Genomic DNA, 19,295 nt, shown 5'->3' on the forward strand with positions numbered 1-19,295 from the left:
AGGCGCACTTGCGCCGTGCCCACCATCTCACCAACATTGCGATAGAAGCGTGGGCACGCTTCGCTTTGCCCACCCTACGATACTGCCGCCGTCCTTGCGGGGAAGGAGAGAAGTCACGCCCGGCTCTCAGCCGCCACCCTTGAGCCGTTCATTGCGGCGGCGCAGGCCTTCGAGGGTGGCGAGGAGGACCACCGAGACCGTCGTCAAAATGACCGCCGCTGCCGTGATCGTCGGGCTGATGTTCTCGCGGATGCCGCTGAACATTTCGCGCGGCAGGGTGCGCTGCTCCGGACCTGCCATGAACAGAACGATCACGACCTCGTCGAAGCTGGTCGCGAAGGCGAACAATGCACCCGAAGCGAGGCCGGGCAGGATCAGCGGCAGGATCACGCGGCGGAACGCCTCGAGCGGCGAGGCGCCGAGCGAGGCGGCGGCGCGGGCCAGATTGGTGTCGAAGCTCTGCAGCGTCGCGCCGACCGTGATCACCACGAAAGGCGTCGCCAGCGCGGTGTGGGCCAGGATCAAGCCGAGATAGCTGCCGGTCAGTCCGATCGGCGCGAAGAAGAAATACAGGCCGACCGCGGTGATGACACCGGGGACGACGACCGGCGACAGCACGAAGGCCAGCACGAGCGGTTTGAACCGGCTCTTCCACTGCGCCAGACCGAGCGCGGCCAGCGTGCCGAGCACCATGGACAGCAGCGTCGAGGCGACGCCGATGATCATGCTGTTCTTCAGCGAATTCATCCAGCGCGGCGAATTGATGAAGTCGTCATACCAGCGCAACGACAGGCCCGGCAGCGGATAGGTCAGGTACGAGCCCGAGCTGAAGGACAACGGCATGATCGCCAGGATCGGCGCGATCAGGAAGATGAACACCAGCGTGGAGACAATGATGGTCGCTGTCCACGCGATGCGCTGGCTGGGCGTGCGGAGGGAAGCATTGTCGCTCAATTCTTCATCCCTCCCGTAACCTGCTGGCCCTGCACCAGCTTGCCGTAGACCAGTGCCAGCAGAAGGGTGGCGAGCAGCAGCACCGCACCGAGCGCCGAAGCAAGGCCCCAATTGGCGGTTTCGGTGGTGTAGAGCGCGATGAAGTAGCTGATCATCTGATCGGCGGCGCCGCCGACGAGCGCAGGTGTGATGTAATAGCCGAGCGCCAGGATGAACACGAGCAGGCTTCCCGCGCCGATGCCGGGCAGGGTCTGCGGCAGGTAGATTCGCAGGAAGGCGGTGACCGGTGGCGCGCCGAGCGAGGCCGCGGCACGCATGTAAGCCGGCGAGATCGCCTTCATGCTGCTGTAGAGCGGCAGGATCATGAATGGCAGGAGAACGTGGGTCATCGCCACGCAGACACCGAAGCGGTTGTAGATCAGGCGCAACGGCTCGTCGATGATGCCGAGCCAGTGCAGGCTGTCGTTCACGACGCCCTTGCTCTGCAGCAGCACGATCCAGGCGCAGGTGCGGACCAGGAGCGAGGTCCAGAACGGCAGCAGGACGAAGATCATCAGCAGGTTCGAGCGGCTCGGCGGCAGCGTCGCCAAGAGGTAGGCGACCGGGAAGCCGAGGATCAGGCAGAGTACGGTGACGCTGAGGCTGATGATGAAGGTGCGGGTGAACAGGCTGCGATAGATGGCCTGGTCCGGCGGGGCCGCGACGATCACGCCGTCGACGTTCCTGACAAGGTCGAGCGCCGCCAGAAGGTAGAAGCCCGTGACCGGGCCACTGGCATCCCTGATTGTCGTCCAGGTCGTGCGTTCGCGCCAGGCCGGATTGATCTTGCCCAGCGTCTCCTTGGCCGTGCCGGGCTCGGGCATCGTCTTCAGATTGCGTGCCGTGCTGGTCAGGATCGTGCGAAAACCGTTGAGTGCGTAGTTCAGCCGCTTGGCCGCAATCGCAATGGTGCCGGAGGTGCGCGCCGCCATGATGTCGCTTGCCAGCGCAGCAAAGGCTTCTTCGTCCGGCAGGTCCTTGCCGTTCCAGCTGGCGAGAGCCGCGAAGGTTTGAGGCAGAACCTGACGCACCTCCCGGTCATCGACCGCGCGCCACAGCATGCCGGCGATGGGGCCTGCGAAGGTGAAGAGCAGGAAGACGAGAAGCGGCGCGACCAGCGCCAACGCCTTGACCTGGCGTGTCCGCTCCGCGCGCCTCAATCGGCGCTTGAGCGGCACCTCGGTCGACGCATTGGCACCGGACAGGGACGCATCCGTCATTCGTCGAGCCTTGCCGGGCGCGCTATTTCGCGGCCCATTTGTTGAAGCGTTCGGTCAGGCGGTCGATGTTCTCGAGCCAGAACGCAACGTTGATCTCGACCGCATTCTTGATGTTGTCAGGCGCCGTCGGCAGGTCCTTCAGAACGGCCGGCGCGAGCCGTCCGGCTGCGTCCTTGTTCGAGGTGCCATAGGAGATATTCTCCGACAGTTTCGACTGGTTCTCCGCCTTGCCTGCGAAGTCCAGGAACTTGTAGGCCGCGTCCTTGTTCGGGCTGCCCTTCAGGATGACCCAGCTGTCGAGGGTGAACAGCGCGCCGTCCCAGACCATGCCGAAGTTCTTCTTCTCGTTCTTGTTCGCTGTGTCGATGCGGCCATTGTAGACCGAGGTCATCGCGACTTCGCCGGAGGCGAGCAGTTGCGGCGGCTGGGCGCCGGCCTTCCACCACACGATGTCGCCCTTGATGGTGTCGAGCTTCTTGAACGCGCGCTCGACGCCTTCGTCGGTCGCCAGCACCTTGTAGACGTCCTTCGGCGCGACGCCGTCGGCCATCAGAGCGATCTCCAGCGTGGTCTTCGGGCCCTGACGCAGGGCGCGCTTGCCCGGAATCTTCTTGGTGTCGAAGAAGTCGGCCCAGCCCTTGGGCGCTTCCTTCAGCTTGTCCTTGTCATAGCCGAGAACAAAGTCATAGAGGATGGCGCCGACGCCGCACGGATTGACCGACGGCGGGATGTAGGCGGCCTCGCCGCCGATCTTGGAATAGTCCAGCTTCTCGAACAGGCCTTCCTCGCAGCCGACCGCGAGTTCGTCGCTCTCGACCTGGACGACGTCCCAGGTGGCGGCGCCGCCCTGCACCTTGGCACGCAGCACGCCGACGCCGCCGTCCCAGGATTCATCGTTCATGGCAATTCCGGCCGCCTTCCTGAACGGCTCGAAATAGGCCTTCTTCTGGGCATCCTGATACGCGCCGCCCCACGACACGACGGTGAGGTCGCGCGCCTGCCCGACCGTGGCCAGCGCGGCGCTAGCGGTGAAGGCCGCGGCGAAACCCAGAGCAATCTTGCCAATCTTGCGCTTCAGCATGGTCATGGTTCCTTCTTCATGTGCGTTGCGTTGAGTTCGATCGCTGGATCAGACGGGATCGAGGGCGAGGCAGTCCTCGGGGTGAAAGGTGACGAACACGTTTGCACCGTGTGTCAGGCTGTCATGTGCGCCGGGCTGAAGCTTGACCATGAACTCGGCATTCCCCGAGACATCGAGCACGGCCAGCGCGTGGTCGCCGAGATAGATGATGTTCTGCACCCTGGCCGGCAGCCGGTTCGGTCCGTCGCTGGAGGTGCCGTCCGGGATAATGGTGATCCGCTCCGGCCGCACCGACAGCGAGGTCGATGCGCCCGCGCCTGATACATTGACCGCCCGTGCGGTGACAGTGCCGCCGCCAGCCAGCGCGACGCGGCAATAGTCCTTGTCGACCGTCTCGACGGTGCCGGCCAGCACATTGTTCTCGCCGATGAAATGGGCGACGAAGCTGTTCACCGGATGCTCATACAGCGCATCGGGCTTGTCGATCTGCTGCACGATGCCGTCGTTGAACACGGCGATGCGGTCCGACATGGTGAGCGCTTCACTCTGATCGTGGGTGACGTAAACGACGGTGATGCCCATCGTCTCGTGCAGTTGCTTGATCTCCAGCTGCATCTGCTCCCGCAGGCGCTTGTCGAGAGCGCCCAGAGGCTCGTCCATCAGCACGAGTTGCGGATTGAAGACCAGCGCGCGGGCCAGCGCCACGCGCTGCTGCTGACCGCCGGACAGCTGTCCGGGCCGCCGGTGCGCCAGGTTTTCCATCTTGATCATGCGTAACGCCGATCCAACGCGCTCCTGCACGTCCGCCTTGTTCGTCTTGCGAACGGATAGCGGGAAGGCAATATTCTCCGCGATCGTCAGGTGCGGAAACAAGGCATAGTTCTGGAACACCATGCCGATGTCGCGCTTGTGCGGCGGCATGTTCTTGATCGGCCGGCCCGCGAGGTAGATCTCGCCATGGGTCGGAACCTCGAAGCCGGCCAGCATCATCAGCGTGGTCGTCTTGCCCGAGCCCGACGGGCCGAGCAGGGTGATGAACTCGCCCTTCCTGATGTCGAGATCGAGGTTCTTCACCACGAGATGCTCGCCATCATAGGTCTTCTGAATGCCGGAAAAGCGCACCAGTGCCGGCGCAGGCGTGACCATGCCGGCTTCCATGTTGACCTCGCGTTTACCCACTACAGTGCCGTCGGCACCTCATTCGAGGTTGCGAGGAACAGCTTAGCATCCTCCGATCAGAATGCCAGCGGCGCAACCGATCAAGAGGCGTCCAAGCGCGGCGAATGAAGGCGAGCTACATCCCCGACAGCTTCGTCACCGACACATTCAGCGTGCCGCCGGCTTCCGCGACCACGCGCAGCGTCTTGGAATCGAAGGCAATGTCGGCCAGCGTCAGGCTGTCGATCTTGGCGTCGACCTTGACGCCGTCCTCGCTTTTCTGGAAGTCGGCGATGACGCCAGCGATCTTCTCGCGCGCGTTGGCGGCGATCGGCTTCAGGTCGAGCGTCGCCCTCTGCAGCAGTGCTTGCTGCATCTGCGGCACCACCGCGCGCGCCGCGGCACCCAGTAGGCCGAAGGCGGCTTCCGATTCCACAGCAAGCTGGATGTCGGTGAGCCGCAGCGTCTGCTGCCCCTGGTCGAGCACCGGCCGGCCCCAGATGTGCACGGTCGCCTCGGCGCCGAGACCGAGCCAGCTCTTCTTTTCCTTGGCGCGCACCAAAAGCGAGATCAGCAGGCGCTCGCCCGACGGGACCACGTTGACGCTCTTGACGGTCACGTCGACCGGGCCGGAGCCGTCCTCGGGATAGGTGTGGCCGACCATCTGCGCGGCGATCAGCTTGTTGATCTCGGTGAAGGGCACGTCGATGGGCACGCCGATGCTCACGCCGGTGCCGGTCGGCGGCACGATCGAGATCTTGTCGGGGAACGGGCAGTCCGGCTTGGTCTGCGTCGACGTCACGCGCGTCTCCGCTTCCAGCCCCATCAGCAGCGTCACGGCCTGGGCATCGACGCGCGGCTGCGCGGCAATGGCGCGGATCGGCTTCATCTCCAGCCAGAGCGGCGGAAGCGCGGCCGAGGAGCCCGAGCCCTGCAGCGGGATCGAGCGGCAGGCCTTGGCCCATTGCAGCTTCGCATTCTCGCGCAGGCTCGGATCGTTGCGGATGCGTTCGGAGACGATGTTGATCTGCTCGCCGACATTCTTGTCGATCAGCGGCTTGACCTGCGCCGGCACGTTGACCTTGGCGCCGGCGACGTTGAGGTTGGTGTCGCCGAGATTGACCTGGGCGCCGAGATTGGGCTCGAGATGCCAGTTGGCCGCGAGCTTTGGCCGCGAAGTGACGATCACGTTGCCCTTGATCTCGGCGCTGGCGTTCAGATTCTTGATGTTGACCGCGCCGATCCGTTTCGCTGCGTCACCGCCGAGCACGCCGCTGAGCGCATCGCCGAGCGCGCCGGTGGCTTTCGAGGACAGCGAGCCCGTCACGTTCAGCTTGCCGCTGAGCGGTGTCGAGATCGTCAGCACGTCCTTGTCGCCGGCAGCTGCCATCGGCCCGCGCACGGCGGTCCAGCCGATGTCGGCGTTCTCCAGGATTTGCGAGATCGGGTTGTCGGCCTTCCCTGCGAAATTGCGCGGGGCGGCCTTCTCGGCCTGGTCGCGGATCGCCGACAGCGCGATGGCGACCGGCGCCACGACGATCGAGCTCTTCGCGACCGGCGGCAACGGCGGCAGTTGCGCCACCGGCGGCGCGGAATTCGTCGCGCGCGGCGACAGCCAGTCCATCGCCTTCAAGCTGATGAAGAACGACGCCGCGAGCACTACGACGGCGATCGTGATGGTCTTCAGATTCAACGTCAGTCGCATCGATCCCCCAAGCCGCCCCGGCAGGGATTCTACAGGGCAGGCGAGGAGGGCGCTAGAGCGCACCGATGGGGTGGAATTGGGGCGAACGGGCTAACGGCAGCGACCGCATCGCTGCCGTGCATTCAGGCCCCGCGCCGGGGACGGCGGACCGCTCTCACATTGCCGTTAGCGCCACCGCCGCAGAAGAAGCGGTCGCCGCCGTCGGACTCCAGTCCTGACACCATCGTCCCCGCCGGCAGGTCGAGCAGTTCGAGTACCTTGCCCGTGTCAGGATCGATCCGCCTGATATCGCTATCCTCGCCCTCCCAGGTGCCGTGCCAGAGCTCGCCATCGACCCAGGTCACCCCGGTCACGAACCGCTTGCTCTCGATGGTGCGAAGGACCTTGCCCGTGTCCGGATCGACCTGATGGATCTTGCGCTCGCGATATTGCCCGACCCACAGCGAGCCCTCGGCCCAGGCCAGGCCGGAATCGCCACCGCCACCCGGCGCAGGAATGCTGGCGAGCACCTTGCCCGAGGCCGCATCGATCTTCTGGATGCGATCCTCGGCGATCTGGAACAGGTGCAGGCCGTCGAACGCCGTTCCCGCATGGGCTGCGACATCGAGGGAGCGCGCGACCTTGCCGCTATCAGGATCGATCGCATTCAACTTGTCGCCGGATGCGAACCAGACATGGCTGCCGTCATAGGTGACGCCATGCACGGCCTCGACGCCGGCAAAAGGTCCGTACTCCCTGATGATCTCGGCGGCTGAACGCTTCATGTGATCGCTCCCTGTGATGTGCTCCTACCTTACGTCTTCAGGAGCGGTCCCGGGAGTAACAAGCCTGTCGGGAAACCCGGGACAGGCGGCGTCATCCAGCGCCGCGCCCGCCCATGTCCGAACGACTGCACCTTGTTCGATCGCGCCAGCTCGTCGAGCGCGCGTTGCACCGTGCGCGCACTGGTTCCCAGCGCCAGCGCGAGCGCCGAGCTCGACCACGGCTCGCCGTCGGAGAGGAAGGCGAGGACAGCGGCGTGCTTCTCCTCGACGGGCCGCGCCAGTACCATGACCTGCCGCGTCTTGCGCGGCGTCAGTGCAAAACCCTGCTTCGTCGCAGTCACATCGGCCACAGGCCTGAGCTTGGCGCGGAGGCGGCCGATCTCCACGCGCAAGCGCGCGCGGTGCGATTCATCGACGTGCCTCGCCTGAAACGCCCCAGCCATCAGCGCCTCGCGCGAGACGTCCGCAGGCCACGCCTGCGCCAGAATGCGGGCGAGTGCGAACAGCACCGGGCGGGTTCCGAGCGATACGCTGGTGCCTTGCCTGCGCACCGAATGATGGAACGTGTCTACGACCAGCGCGTCCGCAGCCGCGAGCTCCTCGACCTGTTCCAGCAGCAACGGACGTTCGTTGCCATGCGTGATCAGGCGTGCCGCGGGCGTATCGAGCACGCGGTTCGTGCTCTCGACCTCGGCTGTCAGCCCTGGGATGCCCGCCAGGCTCGCTGCGTGAGCCGCCCGGCCAAGCGCCACGCGCGCGTCTTTGGTTCTGAGCCGCCGTATTGCGATGCCGGCGACCACGAGCTCGCGGACGACCTGCGGGGCAGGCGGGAGCCGAGAGGTGCCGAGCTCGGCGAGGATACGCTCGGCTTCGTCGAGCCGCCCGACGAGAAGAAGACGGCGTGCCTCGATGTGGCCTGCATGCGTGGCATTGGCGACATCGCCGTGCTTTTCGAGCGTCGTCCGTGCCGCCGCGAGCGTCTTCGTCGGCCAGCCGAGATCGCGCGAAACCAGCGCGATCTCGGCTTCGGCCACCACGCATCTCGCGCGAGCCACCGCCTCGCGCGGACCGAAGGCGCGCGCGGCGCTTCGCAGCAGCGTCTTCGCCTTTGCGAGATCGCCGAGCTGCGCCATCGCGATGCCGCGCAGCGCCAGCGACGGCGCATCGTTGCGCAACGCAACGCGGTTCAGCGCGCCGAGCGGATCGCCGGCCTCGAGCGCGCGCGCTGCGGCCGTGATCAGCGACTCCATGTCAATCCCGCCACACTTGTTACTCCCACCGCGCAACCACGAGGTGCCAGAATTCGTTGACGGCCGACAAGGTGCGGTGAAGGGCGAGCGGTTCCACGAGACGCGGAGTGATCGCCCAGGCAAGACGTCAGGCAAGAGATTCGGAGAGTCATGATGACATTAGCCCAAAACGAACGGAACAACGGACAGGCCGACATGCAAACACCGCCGGTGGTGTCGCCGCAGGACTGGGAGGCCGCCCGTCAGCAACTGCTCGTGAAGGAAAAGGCGCATACCCGTGCCCGCGACGCCCTGGCCGCCGAGCGCCGGCGCATGCCGTGGATGGAAGTGAGCAAAACCTATTCGTTCGAGGGGCCCGGCGGCAAGGTCAGCCTGCTCGACCTGTTCCAGGGCCGACGGCAGCTGATCGTCTACCGCGCCTTCTTCGAGCCCGGCGTGTTCGGCTGGCCCGATCACGCCTGCCGCGGCTGCTCCATGGTGGCCGACCAAGTCGCCCACGTCGCGCATCTCAACGCTCGCGACACCACGCTGGTGTTCGCCTCGCGGGCGCCGCAGGCCGCCATCATCAGGCTGAAGAAGCATATGGGCTGGACCATGCCGTGGGTCACCGTCACCGACAGCTTTGACGCCGATTTCGGCGTCGACGAGTGGCACGGGACGAACGTGTTCTACCGCGACGGCGACCGCATCTTCCGCACCTATTTCGTCAAGAGCCGCGGCGACGAGCAGATGGGCGGCACCTGGAATTATCTCGACATCACGCCGCTCGGCCGCCAGGAGGTCTGGGAAGACTCGCCAAAAGGCTATCCGCAGACGCCGACCTACAAATGGTGGAATTGGCACGACAGCTACACGGACGGCGGGGCGCCCGACAAGAAATGGGTCGAGATCTCGGACGCCGGCGAGAAGGCGTTTCGTCAGGAGGCGGCGGAAGGTCGTGACTAGTGCCGCCAGCCTTGCCAGATGGTTCGGCCTCGCGGCCACGCCGACCTTTGCGATCATGGCCGGGCTGACGGCCATGATCGGCGGCGGTCAGGCGGACATGCTGTGCGCCGCCGGGCGCGGGTCTTCGCTCGGCGAGATGGTGCCGATGTATCTGCTGATGAGCGCGTTTCATTCAGCGGCGTGGCTGCGATTGATCTCAGAGAGGACCGGCGGATGAGCGATTTCCGCCGGTGTGAACGCCTCGTCCTTCGAGGCGACCGCTTCGCGGTCTCCTCAAGGATGAGGCTAACTGGCATTCGCGCCCTGGTGCAATAGCTGCGTGAGCACGAGCTGCCGCACACTCCGTCCTCATCCTGAGGGCCCGCCGCAGGCGGGCGTCTCGAAGGATTGCGCTGAGATTTCGAATGCAAGCCTCACACGCGGCGCCCACGCGACTATTGCCCGCCCGCCGCCTGCAGATACGCCACCACCTTCGCCGCGTCCTCCGCCGAGACGCCGCCATAGGGCTGCATCTTGTTGCCGGATACGACCTCGTCCGGCTTGACCATGAAGCGCGTGAGCTTGTCCTGGTCCCAGACGAAGCCGGCCTCTTTCATCGAGGACGAGTAGTTGTAGTCCGGCAGCGAGCCGGCCTTGCGTCCCACGATCTTGTTGAGATTGGGACCGAGGCGATTGTCGCCTTCCTTCACGGAATGGCAGGTGCGGCAGGAATTGTTGAAGGCCTGCTGAGCTGCCGCTTCGCTCGCCGGCTGCTGAGCGAGCGAGGAGGGTACGGACACGAGCAGCGTTAACGCTCCGGCACCGGCGACTGGGCGCAGCCATGAGTTCGCCGAGAATTGCATTTGCGCCTCCATCGGGGACCCGCGCCTCAGCAAGCGCGCGCCGGAATGTCGAGGGCAAACGAAGGCGGCCCCGGGGATGTTCCGGGGCCGTTTGCGTCACAATGTCCTGTCGGTTCAGCGCGTCGCGGTTCCGAGCTCCGCTCTCCGTTCCGTCATCGGCAGCACAATCACCTTGGTGCCGACGTTGACGCGGGAGTAGAGGTCGGAAACGTCATCATTGGTCAGGCGGATGCAGCCGGAGGAGACGCGCTTGCCGATGGTGTCGGGGGCGTTGGTGCCGTGGATGCGGTAGATGGTGCCGCCGAGATACATGGCGCGGGCGCCAAGCGGGTTGCCGGGGCCGCCGGCCATGTGGCGCGGCAGATAGGGCTGGCGGGCGATCATTTCCGGCGGCGGGGTCCAGGCCGGCCACTCGGCCTTCCTGGTGACGGACTGCGTGCCCGACCAGGTGAAGCCGTCGCGGCCGACGCCGATGCCGTAGCGCAGCGCCTGGCCGCCTCCGAGCACATAATAGAGATAGGTGTTGGGCGTATCGATGATGATGGTGCCCGGCGCCTCACGCGTCGCGTAGGAGACGGTCTGGCGGCGGAAGCGCGCCGGCATCTCCACGGCGTCCTGATCCTCGGACGGCTCGGTCTGATAGGTCGGCGCCTGGTAGGGCTGATAGGGCTGGATCGGCTGCGGCGCGGCGAACGGCGGCAGCGGCTGGAAGAAGGGGAAGAGCTGCACCGGCGCGGCCTTGGCGCTACCCGCGAATGCGATCGCGGAGACCGCGACTGCGCCGAATGCAACGGCGCGCGAAAACGTCTTGAACGTATCCAGATTGAACATGTGATCGCCCCTGTTTGCTCGGTGGTTTCGGCCACCGCGGCACCGTTGCGGTGCTCTGTTGCTGAGATCACTAACCGCAAAACGTTTCGGGACATTTGCGCGGAAAACCGAAAACGGTTTCACGGCGGCAAGGATTGTTTCATGACAGTTTCGTGGCCGCAGGTGCCCGTTAACGAACAAAACTGTGGGCCGACACTTCTGTGACGTCACACGCCTGAAATATCCTTCGTTGATGGTCGGAAACCGAGAATCATCAAACTCTCGGGATTTCCCCATGCGGGTATTAATCGCGACTGACGCCTGGCATCCCCAAGTTAACGGTGTGGTCCGCACCCTGACCTCGCTGGCGAATGCCGCCAAGGCCCTCGATGTCGAGATCGACTTCCTGACGCCGGACGGCTTTCCGTCCTGGCCGCTGCCGACCTATCCGGGCCTGCGCATCGCGCTGCCGAGCGGAAAGGAGATCGCGCGACGGATCGAGAAGGCCGCGCCGGACGCGCTCCACATCGCGACCGAAGGTCCGATCGGCTGGGCCGCGCGAGCCTATTGCCGTCGCAACCGGCTTGCCTTCACCACGTCCTACACGACGCGCTTTCCCGAATATGTCTCGGTGCGGACCGGCATCCCCGCCGCCGTCGGTTATGCCGTGCTGCGCCACTTCCATGATGCCGCCGCGATGACGATGGTGGCGACGCCCTCGCTGCGGCAAGAGCTCTCCGAGCGCGGCTTCAAGCGGCTCGGCTTCTGGACGCGCGGCGTCAACACCGAGCTGTTTCATCCCGACTCGCCGGCACGGCTCGATCTGCCGGGGCCGATCTTCATGACCATGGGCCGGGTCGCGGTAGAGAAGAATCTCGAAGCGTTTCTCTCGCTCGATCTGCCCGGCACCAAGGTCGTCGTCGGCGACGGCCCGCAGAAGGCGGCGCTCCAGAAGAAATATCCGGAGGTGGTGTTCCTCGGCGAGAAGAAGGGCGCGGATCTCACCGCGCATCTCGCCGCCGCCGACGTGTTCGTGTTTCCGAGCCTGACCGATACGTTTGGCGTGGTGCAGCTGGAGGCGCTGGCCTGCGGCACGCCGGTTGCGGCGTTTCCCGTGACGGGTCCAAAAGACGTCATCGCCGATCATCCGATCGGCGCGATCGACCACGATTTGCGTACCGCGTGCCTGCGCGCGCTCACCATGTCGCGCGAGACCTGCCGTAACTTCGCGCTGGAGCGTTCCTGGGAAAACAGCGCGCGCCAGTTCGTCGGCAATCTCACCTCACTTCAGCCCAGCCGCGCCTTGCGCGCCTCGCCTCGGATGGCGCGGCGGCCGGTGCGCGGTTGATCCCAAACGTCTGACCCACAGCGAGAACCTCATCGATGGCTAAGATCATGAACCTTGACGGCACCGAGCAGCTCGATCTCACCCGTGGCACGGTCGAGCAGGCCTATGACCGCTGGGCGCCCGTCTACGATCTCGTGTTCGGCGGTGTGTTCGCCAAGGGCCGGCAGGCGGCGATCGCGGCCACCAACAAGATCGGCGGCCGCGTGCTCGAGGTCGGCGTCGGCACCGGCATCTCGCTGCCGCTCTATGCACCGAACCTGCGCATCTTCGGCACCGACATCTCGGAAGCGATGCTCGACAAGGCGCGCCAGCGCGTCGCCGAGGGCAAGCTGAAGAACGTCGAGGGCCTCGCGGTGATGGACGCCGAGAAGCTCGAATTCCCCGACAATTCCTTCGACGTCGTGATGGCGCAATATGTCGTCACCGCGGTGCCGAACCCGGAGAAGGCGCTCGACGAATTCGCCCGCGTGCTGCGGCCCGGCGGCGAGCTGATCATCCTCACCCGCGTCAGCGCCGATGCCGGCATGCGCCGCTTCATCGAGCAGAAGCTGCAGCCGGTGGTGCGTCCGCTCGGCTTCCGCACCGCAGAGTTCGCCTGGTCGCGCTATGCTAAGTGGCTGGCCGGCGCCCACGGCATCGAGCTCGCCGAGCGCCGCCTGATTCCGCCGCTCGGCCATTTCTCGCTGGTGCGCTTCCGCAAGGTCGACGTCGCGAAAGCGGCGTGAGCTGAAGCTCACGCGTCGCGTGCGTCATCGCGCCGCTGCACATCGCCACATGACAAAATGATGATGTCACACGGCCTACATCGAATCCCTGTAATCCCGTACCCGAAAGCATTTTGGGGGAGAGCATGATCAAGAATTATCTCGAGCAGCTGCGGATCCAGCGCTGGGACGACCATCGCTACTATCACCACAGCCGCATCAATCAGAGCCTGCACTTCATCAGCGCGCTGAGCTTTCTCTTCGCCTATGTCTGGCTGTTCATCGACCCTGTCATCTCCGCGCTGGTCGGCTGGCTGGTCTCGATGACCTCGCGCCAGGCCGGTCACTTCTTCTTCGAGCCGCACGGCTACGACCACATCAACCAGGCCACCCACGAGCACAAGGAAGAGATCAAGGTCGGCTACAACCTTCAGCGCAAGGTGGTGCTGATGGCGATCTGGGCGGCTTCGCCCCTGGTGCTGTTCGCTGATCCCTCGCTGTTCGGCCTGTTCATCCCCTGGGCGTCCGCGACCGACTTCATGCGGCAGGTTGCCAAGATCTGGCTCGTGGTCGGCGGCGGCGGTCTGTTGTTCCGCACCGTGCACCTGTTCTTCATCCGCGACGTCGAGACCGGCCTCGTCTGGATGACCAAGATCCTGACCGATCCCTTCCACGATCTGATGCTCTATCGCAGCGCGCCGCTCGCCCTGATGCGCGGCGAGCTGATGGACCCCGGCCTGCACCTCAACCCCGAGCACACGCTGGGCCTCATCGGCGAGCCCACGCTCGAAGAGCAGCACGCCTGACACGGCCGTTGCCCGGATCGCGAATGTCCATGGTCTACGTCATGCCCGGGCTTGTCCCGGGCATCCACGTCTTGGGGCCGTTGCGTGGAGACACGTGGATGGCCGGGCATAGGCGAGCGGAAGCGACGCCGTCCTCCGGACGGCTTTGCCCGGCCATGACGGCGTCGGAGCACGCAGCCTCAGCGCCCGAAGCGCTTGGCCAGCATCTCTTTCAAAATCTGCCGCTTGATGTTCTTGTTGGTGAGCACGCCATCGTGCCACCAGAAGCCGTCGGCCTTCATCTTCCCGGCGGCGCGGACGAAGCGTTCGGCGACTTCGCTGAAGTCGGCGTCGGTGTAGTTGAGGCTGAAGATCAGCCGGCCGGTGCCGACCCAGCTCAGCGCCAAGCCCTCGGCGCGCAGATAATATTGCAGCATCCAGTTGTAGCGGGACGGCGTGGTGTATTTCACCGTCCAGATCGACGAGAAGTTGGCGAACCGTACTGGCAGGCCGGCGTCGGTCATCATCTGGTTGAGTTTTTGCGCGCGACCGTTCCAGGTCGCATCCAGCCTGTCATAGATGGCGCGGAAATTCGGGGAGGCGAGGCGGCTCAAAAACTCGTCCATCGCCGTCATGACGTACGGATGCGAGTTGAAGGTGCCGCGGGCGAAGCAGACGTCGGCGGGGCGGTCGTCGCGGAAGCGGCGCATCAATTCCTTCTTGCCGCAGACCACGCCGACCGGCAGGCCGCCGGCGAGGCTCTTGCCGTAGGTCACCATGTCGGCCTTGACGCTGAAATATTCCTGGGCGCCGCCGGCGGCGAGACGGAAGCCGACGAAGACCTCGTCGAAGATCAGCACGATGCCGCGCTCGGTGCAGACTTCACGCAGCCTCGTGAGCCATTCGGTGTAGGCCGCGCGATTGAAATTGCCGCCGCGAGAGGAATCCACCAGCGAGGAATCGCCGGGCGCGTTGGCGTTCGGATGCAGGCCCTGCAGCGGATTGACCAGCACGCAGGCGATGTCCTTGCGCGTGCGCAGGACGTGCAGCGTCTTCTCGGACATCTCGGCGAGGGTGTAGGTCTCGTGCGCGGAAATCGGGTTGCCGACGCCGGGCTGCACGTCGCCCCACCAGCCGTGATAGGCGCCGGCGAAGCGAACCAGATGCGTGCGCTTGGTGTGGTAGCGCGCCAGCCGCACCGCCTGCATCACGGCCTCGGTGCCGGACATGTGGAACGAGACTTCGTCGAGGCCGGAGATCTGGCGGAGCCGCTGCACGTTCTCGAGGATGACGGGATGGTAGGGGCCGAGCACGGGGCCGAGTGCATGCGCCCGCTTCTCGGCGCCCTCGATGCACTCCTTGTAGAAGTCGTTGCCGAAGATGTTGACGCCGTAGGAGCCCGTGAGGTCGTAGGAGGTGTTGCCGTCGACGTCCGTGACGGTGACGCCGCGCGAGGACTCCATGAAGGTCGAGGTGCCCAGATGCTCGCGGACGAGACGCGAGAACTGGAACGGCACGCGGTAGCTCTCGGTGAAGTTCAGGTCGGAGATGGTTTCCGCCGCTTCCTTCGTCATCGCGCGACCCCTGGGGTAGCGCTCGGCGTAAAGCTTGGCGAGGCGGAAGAAGGCGTCCTTACGCTGCGCCACCACGTTATCAGGCGCGCCGTCGCAGCCGAAATATTTGTCGCCCTCGAATTCGTAGAACGGGAGCAGCTTTGCCACCCGGCGCGACATCTTGGAGTGCCCGGCGAGCGACCGGTGCTTGGCGCGGGACAGTTCGACCCGCGCCTTGATCTTCGGGAGGACGGCGGCAGCAGACGCTGCGGCGGCCACGGACATCGAGAGAATCGGGAGTGTCGTTTCCATGACAACAAGCGCTAATACTGTGAGCTGACAGATTCATGACAGTCAAAGCCCTCATCGCCTCTTTCACCCAGCAGGAAGACCTCAACTTCCTGTTGACCAACCGCATCCCCCGCGCCGCGCTAACCCGCTTCATGGGCTGGTTCTCCAAGATCGAGAATCCGCTTGTGCGGGACTTCTCGATCGCTCTGTGGAAGCTGTTCTCCGACCTCGATCTGTCGGAGGCGCGCAAGACTCATTTCAAGAGCCTGCACGACTGCTTCACCCGGGAGCTCAAGCCGGGCCTGCGGCCTTTTGATCCCGACCCCTCCATTGTCGCCAGCCCCTCCGACGGCATCGTCGGTGCCCACGGGAAGATCGCCGACACCGAGCTGTTTCAGGTCAAGGGCGCGCCCTATTCGCTGCTCGACCTGCTCGGCGATTCCGCACTGGTTGATCAGCATCGCGACGGAAGCTTCGTCACGTTGCGGCTGACCTCGAGCATGTATCACCGCTTCCATGCACCCCATGATGCGCATATCGAGCGGGTCACGCTGATCCATGGCGATGTCTGGAACGTCAACCCGATCGCCTTGAAGCGGGTCGAGCGTCTGTTCTGCAAGAACGAGCGCGCCGTGATCCGGACGCGTCTAGCGACCGGCGAGGCCGTGACGCTGGTGCCGGTTGCCGCGATCCTGGTCGCGAGCATCCGCCTGCACTTCCTCGACATGGTGCTGAACGCGCAGACCCGCGGCCCGGTCAATTTCCCCTGCGACGTCAACGTGGCCAAGGGCGAGGAGCTCGGCTGGTTCGAGCACGGCTCGACCATCATCATCCTCGCGCCCGGCGATTTCACCTTCTGCGACGGCATCGCCGAGGGCACGCGCATTCGCGCCGGTCAGGCGCTGTTGAGGAGAGGATAGCCTTCAATCCGCCGCGTCCGACGCCTATATCGTCCTGCGGGGATGCATAGATCGACACGGATGTGAGTGATGGCGCGAGCGCCGGTCATGGCGGCGGGAGGTATTGTGCTGCGGCGTGGAGCTGTGCCGCTGATCGCGGTCGTGCGCCAGCGCAAGCGCAACGAATGGGTTTTGCCCAAGGGAAAGCTCGACGACGGCGAAACGCCGAAACAGGCCGCGCACCGCGAGGTGCTCGAGGAAACTGGACACGACGTCGCCATCCACGAATTCCTCGGCACGCTCGTCTATCAGTCCGGCGGGCGTTCCAAGGTCGTGCATTTCTGGCGCATGGAAGCTGAGGGCGGTCCGGTCCGCAAGCTGATGAACGACATCAAGGCGGTCGACTGGCTGCCGCTGGACGACGCGCTTGCGCGCCTGTCGCGCGAATATGAGCGCGCCTTTCTGACCCAGATCGGCCCGATCGCGCTTGCGGCAGCGGGGCTGGCGTCGCCGCCCGCGCCCCAGCCGACGCCGCCGCTCGCGGCCGACGATATCGATGCAACGCTGCAGACGCTGACGCCGGCCGAAGCCGCATCCGTCGAGGAGCTGCGGCATGGTCTCCTGCAGAAGGTGAAGGCCTGGCTGCGCGGCGAGGCGTGAGTTGTCTTCACCTCGCCCCGCTTGCGGGGAGAGGTCGGATTGCATCATTGCATCGTAGATGCAATCCGGGTGAGGGCACTCTCCGCGAGTCTCACTGCCACTATTTTTGCGGAAGCAGCCCCTCACACTAGGCGAGGAAGCGCACCGAGCGCGCTCATGCACGCCGAACTTTACCGCCGCTCCTTCTCCTTCGGAGCCGGCGCCGGTTTGCGCGGCGCTACGGGGCGTTGCGCGGCAGGGAGGCGCTGCTGGAAGCCGCCGGGTCGCTGCATGCCCGGCGGTTGGACTGCGGGCGGATGGGCCGGCTGCATGCCGGTGCGCGGCAGTTGCGACTGCGGATGAGTCCCGCCCGGCTGTGACGGCACGACTCCTCCGGGCTGAATCTGCCCACCACGCTGCGGCTGTGTTTGCGGCGTGGCGTTCGGCGGGGTGGCTTGTCCAGGGCGCGTTGGACGCCCTGCACCTTGCTGCTGGCCGTGCTGCGGCTGGCCTTGTTGCTGTTGTCCTCGCGGCAGTTGCCCCTGGCCCGCACGCGGCGTGCCCGGTTGCACGGCGCCGCCTTGTCCTTGTTGTCCTTGCCGCGGCGGCTGCTGCGTTCCTTGCCGGCCCGGCGTGCCCGGCTGCTGCTGACCCGGACGGTTGTTCTGACCGGGCTGGCCGTTCGGCCGCTGCAACTGTTGGCTAGGTGCGGTCGTCGGCCGCAATTGTTGTTGCTGCGGCGCCTGGGCCGGCCGCGGAATGCGGCTGAGCGCGGTCGGATTGGCGCGGCGGAAGTCACGCTGCTCGGTGACGATCTGGCGGCCCGTGGTTTGCGCCAGATGCACCTGGCCGACGAAACCGCGGTCGCGTGCGATCTGTTGCGCGGGAATCGTGATCGGTACCGCGGCGAAGCGCATGATTCCGGCGGTGGCCGCGCCGGGCCGGATCGCAAAGCCGCTCGCGCCTTGCGTCAGCGCGCCGAGCCGCGTGCCGCTGGTGCGGTCGTCGACCTCGATGTGGCCGACGCGGCCGTCGGCGTCGGGATAGAGCTTGATGTTGACGTTGCGCGCGCTGCTCGCTGCCGCGCCTTCAGGCACCTCGACGACGCCGGTGGTGCCGCGGATGCCGAGCGTCGCGGTCGGCGTCGTGATTTTCATGTTACCGGTCTTCGCCACCGCAGCTGCAACGAAGGCCACTGTGCCCCTTCCGACGTCGAATATCCCTGAGTTCTGCTTGCCGCCGTCCTCATAGACGTAATTGTCGATGGTGATCTTCGAGCTGGCTGAAAGATTGAACGTGGTGGCGTCGTCGAAAGTGATGCCGACCGTGGAGTTCGACGAGGTCTGCACCACGTCGTTGAGATAGATGTCGTCGCGCACGCGCAGCGGATAGGAATTCTTGTCACGGATCACGGTCGCGATGCCCGTGACGGTCGCAACGTTGCCGATCGGCTCGACGGCGGCGGGTTGTGCGTCCGCGGCCGGTGTCGGTGAAGCCGATGGCGTCGGGGAGGGCGCTGGCGCCGGCTGCGCTTGTGGCTGGGCCTGGGCGACTTCGATCGCATCGGATGCGATCGCAACGCTCGCGCCTGCCAGCGGCAATGCCGGCAGCACGAGCGCGAACACGAAGCGGCGCCAGGCCAGCATTGATGTCACGAGGAAGTCCCGGTGAGAACGCGAGGCGAGATCGGTTGATATCAGCCGGGGGGACCTGAATGGCGGATGAACGTGTGTGGTAGGAGGAGGGCCGAACGTTCAGACGTCACGTTCGGTGAGGGATTTGGCGCCGCCTTCTTACTCGTCATTCCGGGGCGCGACGAAGTCGCGAACCCGGAATCTCGAAGTTGTGGTGCGAGTTCGCCGCGCGAGATCCCGGGTTCGATGCTTCGCATCGCCCCGGGATGACACCTGCGGTGTCAGCTCACGCGCTTCCAGGTCTGGCCGCCGCAGAACATGCCGCCGAAGGCGCAACCCTGCACGCGCATCGCATTCGGACCCTTCATCGCGATGGTCGAGTCGTAATTGCGGCCGGAGTCGGGATCGTGGATGCGGCCGCTCCACTTCGAGCCCTCTGGCTTCATGTTGATCAGGATGCGCGCATTGGTCTTTTCGGCATAGCCGCAGAGATTGGCGCCGCACTGCTCGACGCGGACATTGCCCTTGTTCTCTTCGGTGGCCCAGACGCCGATCGGCGTGTTGGCAACCACCACAGGCGCCGGAGCAACCGCGACCGGCGCGGGTGCAGGAGCAGGAGCCGCGACGGGAGCCGGCTGCGTATTGGCGTCAAAGCCGACCGACGGCGCGGCAGC

Annotated in this window: 19 protein-coding genes; 7 read left to right on the plus strand and 12 right to left on the minus strand. The window is 65.4% G+C overall.

The window, feature by feature from the left end; translation table 11 throughout:
* Positions 1 to 126: 126 nt before the first annotated feature.
* The 7 genes from XI04_RS14420 to XI04_RS14450 all read right to left on the minus strand — a co-directional run bounded on the left by XI04_RS14420 (position 127) and on the right by XI04_RS14450 (position 8,171).
* Positions 127 to 954, minus strand: a complete 828-nt coding sequence (locus tag XI04_RS14420) for an ABC transporter permease (RefSeq protein WP_038947718.1) — start codon at positions 952 to 954, stop codon at positions 127 to 129.
* Positions 951 to 2,213, minus strand: coding sequence for an ABC transporter permease (locus tag XI04_RS14425; RefSeq protein ID WP_038947717.1), 1,263 nt, complete (start codon positions 2,211 to 2,213; stop codon positions 951 to 953). The genes XI04_RS14420 and XI04_RS14425 overlap by 4 nt, the downstream gene beginning before the upstream one ends.
* Before the next feature lie 22 nt (positions 2,214 to 2,235).
* A complete protein-coding gene (locus XI04_RS14430) occupies positions 2,236 to 3,294 on the minus strand; it encodes an ABC transporter substrate-binding protein (protein WP_028145568.1) in 1,059 nt (352 codons plus the stop codon).
* 48 nt (positions 3,295 to 3,342) lie between these two features.
* Positions 3,343 to 4,452 carry an ABC transporter ATP-binding protein gene (locus XI04_RS14435; protein WP_212475180.1) on the minus strand — a complete coding sequence of 370 codons (1,110 nt, stop codon included), beginning with the start codon at positions 4,450 to 4,452 and terminating at the stop codon, positions 3,343 to 3,345.
* 136 nt (positions 4,453 to 4,588) lie between these two features.
* A complete protein-coding gene (locus XI04_RS14440; RefSeq protein WP_038947715.1) occupies positions 4,589 to 6,157 on the minus strand; it encodes a DUF4403 family protein in 1,569 nt (522 codons plus the stop codon).
* A 122-nt stretch (positions 6,158 to 6,279) separates the two neighbouring features.
* Positions 6,280 to 6,921: a Vgb family protein gene (locus XI04_RS14445; protein WP_038971277.1), complete on the minus strand. Its 642-nt coding sequence runs from the start codon at positions 6,919 to 6,921 to the stop codon at positions 6,280 to 6,282.
* 29 nt (positions 6,922 to 6,950) lie between these two features.
* Complete coding sequence (locus XI04_RS14450; RefSeq protein WP_212475182.1) at positions 6,951 to 8,171, minus strand: helix-turn-helix domain-containing protein; 1,221 nt, start codon at positions 8,169 to 8,171, stop codon at positions 6,951 to 6,953.
* Between the two features lie 153 nt (positions 8,172 to 8,324).
* On the opposite strand from XI04_RS14450, the gene XI04_RS14455 reads away from it, so the two are divergent.
* On the plus strand, positions 8,325 to 9,116 hold the full coding sequence (locus tag XI04_RS14455) for a DUF899 domain-containing protein (protein WP_370125096.1): 792 nt from the start codon (positions 8,325 to 8,327) through the stop codon (positions 9,114 to 9,116).
* Positions 9,109 to 9,333 (plus strand): hypothetical protein, encoded by a 225-nt coding sequence (locus tag XI04_RS14460; RefSeq protein ID WP_271623713.1) that lies wholly within the window; start codon positions 9,109 to 9,111, stop codon positions 9,331 to 9,333. Before XI04_RS14455 ends, XI04_RS14460 begins: the two co-directional genes overlap by 8 nt.
* A 217-nt stretch (positions 9,334 to 9,550) precedes the next feature.
* On the opposite strand, the gene XI04_RS14465 is transcribed toward XI04_RS14460, so the two are convergent.
* Together XI04_RS14465 and XI04_RS14470 are read right to left on the minus strand one after the other, a co-directional pair.
* Positions 9,551 to 9,970: a c-type cytochrome gene (locus tag XI04_RS14465; RefSeq protein ID WP_028145562.1), complete on the minus strand. Its 420-nt coding sequence runs from the start codon at positions 9,968 to 9,970 to the stop codon at positions 9,551 to 9,553.
* 102 nt (positions 9,971 to 10,072) lie between these two features.
* A complete protein-coding gene (locus XI04_RS14470; RefSeq protein WP_028145561.1) occupies positions 10,073 to 10,789 on the minus strand; it encodes a L,D-transpeptidase in 717 nt (238 codons plus the stop codon).
* Positions 10,790 to 11,063: 274 nt separating this feature from the next.
* On the opposite strand from XI04_RS14470, the gene XI04_RS14475 reads away from it, so the two are divergent.
* The 3 genes from XI04_RS14475 (at position 11,064) to XI04_RS14485 (ending at position 13,626) form a co-directional block, all read left to right on the plus strand.
* Entirely contained in the window at positions 11,064 to 12,116 is a 1,053-nt protein-coding gene (locus XI04_RS14475; RefSeq protein ID WP_028145560.1) for a glycosyltransferase family 4 protein, read from the plus strand.
* Positions 12,117 to 12,151: 35 nt separating this feature from the next.
* A complete protein-coding gene (locus XI04_RS14480) occupies positions 12,152 to 12,841 on the plus strand; it encodes a class I SAM-dependent methyltransferase (protein ID WP_038947708.1) in 690 nt (229 codons plus the stop codon).
* Between the two features lie 125 nt (positions 12,842 to 12,966).
* Positions 12,967 to 13,626, plus strand: a complete 660-nt coding sequence (locus XI04_RS14485; protein WP_271623714.1) for a hypothetical protein — start codon at positions 12,967 to 12,969, stop codon at positions 13,624 to 13,626.
* A gap of 179 nt (positions 13,627 to 13,805) precedes the next feature.
* Here the strand turns inward: XI04_RS14485 and XI04_RS14490 are convergent, their stop codons facing one another.
* Entirely contained in the window at positions 13,806 to 15,470 is a 1,665-nt protein-coding gene (locus XI04_RS14490) for an aminotransferase class III-fold pyridoxal phosphate-dependent enzyme (RefSeq protein ID WP_271623715.1), read from the minus strand.
* A 35-nt stretch (positions 15,471 to 15,505) separates the two neighbouring features.
* On the opposite strand from XI04_RS14490, the gene asd reads away from it, so the two are divergent.
* Together asd and XI04_RS14500 are read left to right on the plus strand one after the other, a co-directional pair.
* Entirely contained in the window at positions 15,506 to 16,369 is an 864-nt protein-coding gene (gene asd, locus XI04_RS14495; RefSeq protein WP_038971270.1) for an archaetidylserine decarboxylase, read from the plus strand.
* A 69-nt stretch (positions 16,370 to 16,438) separates the two neighbouring features.
* On the plus strand, positions 16,439 to 17,008 hold the full coding sequence (locus XI04_RS14500; protein ID WP_038947705.1) for an NUDIX hydrolase: 570 nt from the start codon (positions 16,439 to 16,441) through the stop codon (positions 17,006 to 17,008).
* Positions 17,009 to 17,178: 170 nt separating this feature from the next.
* Here the strand turns inward: XI04_RS14500 and XI04_RS14505 are convergent, their stop codons facing one another.
* Entirely contained in the window at positions 17,179 to 18,633 is a 1,455-nt protein-coding gene (locus XI04_RS14505; protein WP_271610695.1) for a FecR family protein, read from the minus strand.
* Between the two features lie 269 nt (positions 18,634 to 18,902).
* A partial coding sequence (locus XI04_RS14510) for a DUF2147 domain-containing protein (RefSeq protein WP_271623716.1) occupies positions 18,903 to 19,295 on the minus strand: 393 nt, incomplete at its 5' end.

Origin of the sequence: Bradyrhizobium sp. CCBAU 11430, from assembly GCF_028128855.1 — a bacterium.
GTDB classification, from domain to species: domain Bacteria; phylum Pseudomonadota; class Alphaproteobacteria; order Rhizobiales; family Xanthobacteraceae; genus Bradyrhizobium; species Bradyrhizobium ottawaense.

What these genes read in the sequence shown, in the direction of transcription:
- XI04_RS14485 (WP_271623714.1), top strand. Translation starts at nt 12,967, where the DNA reads ATGATCAAGAATTATCTCGAGCAGCTGCGGATCCAGCGCTGGGACGAC.
- XI04_RS14450 (WP_212475182.1), bottom strand. Translation starts at nt 8,171, where the DNA reads ATGGAGTCGCTGATCACGGCCGCAGCGCGCGCGCTCGAGGCCGGCGAT.
- XI04_RS14470 (WP_028145561.1), bottom strand. Translation starts at nt 10,789, where the DNA reads ATGTTCAATCTGGATACGTTCAAGACGTTTTCGCGCGCCGTTGCATTC.
- XI04_RS14475 (WP_028145560.1), top strand. Translation starts at nt 11,064, where the DNA reads ATGCGGGTATTAATCGCGACTGACGCCTGGCATCCCCAAGTTAACGGT.
- XI04_RS14465 (WP_028145562.1), bottom strand. Translation starts at nt 9,970, where the DNA reads ATGGAGGCGCAAATGCAATTCTCGGCGAACTCATGGCTGCGCCCAGTC.
- XI04_RS14425 (WP_038947717.1), bottom strand. Translation starts at nt 2,213, where the DNA reads ATGACGGATGCGTCCCTGTCCGGTGCCAATGCGTCGACCGAGGTGCCG.
- XI04_RS14430 (WP_028145568.1), bottom strand. Translation starts at nt 3,294, where the DNA reads ATGCTGAAGCGCAAGATTGGCAAGATTGCTCTGGGTTTCGCCGCGGCC.
- XI04_RS14505 (WP_271610695.1), bottom strand. Translation starts at nt 18,633, where the DNA reads ATGCTGGCCTGGCGCCGCTTCGTGTTCGCGCTCGTGCTGCCGGCATTG.
- XI04_RS14435 (WP_212475180.1), bottom strand. Translation starts at nt 4,452, where the DNA reads ATGGAAGCCGGCATGGTCACGCCTGCGCCGGCACTGGTGCGCTTTTCC.
- XI04_RS14500 (WP_038947705.1), top strand. Translation starts at nt 16,439, where the DNA reads ATGGCGCGAGCGCCGGTCATGGCGGCGGGAGGTATTGTGCTGCGGCGT.
- asd (WP_038971270.1), top strand. Translation starts at nt 15,506, where the DNA reads ATGACAGTCAAAGCCCTCATCGCCTCTTTCACCCAGCAGGAAGACCTC.
- XI04_RS14455 (WP_370125096.1), top strand. Translation starts at nt 8,325, where the DNA reads ATGACATTAGCCCAAAACGAACGGAACAACGGACAGGCCGACATGCAA.
- XI04_RS14440 (WP_038947715.1), bottom strand. Translation starts at nt 6,157, where the DNA reads ATGCGACTGACGTTGAATCTGAAGACCATCACGATCGCCGTCGTAGTG.
- XI04_RS14480 (WP_038947708.1), top strand. Translation starts at nt 12,152, where the DNA reads ATGGCTAAGATCATGAACCTTGACGGCACCGAGCAGCTCGATCTCACC.
- XI04_RS14445 (WP_038971277.1), bottom strand. Translation starts at nt 6,921, where the DNA reads ATGAAGCGTTCAGCCGCCGAGATCATCAGGGAGTACGGACCTTTTGCC.
- XI04_RS14490 (WP_271623715.1), bottom strand. Translation starts at nt 15,470, where the DNA reads ATGGAAACGACACTCCCGATTCTCTCGATGTCCGTGGCCGCCGCAGCG.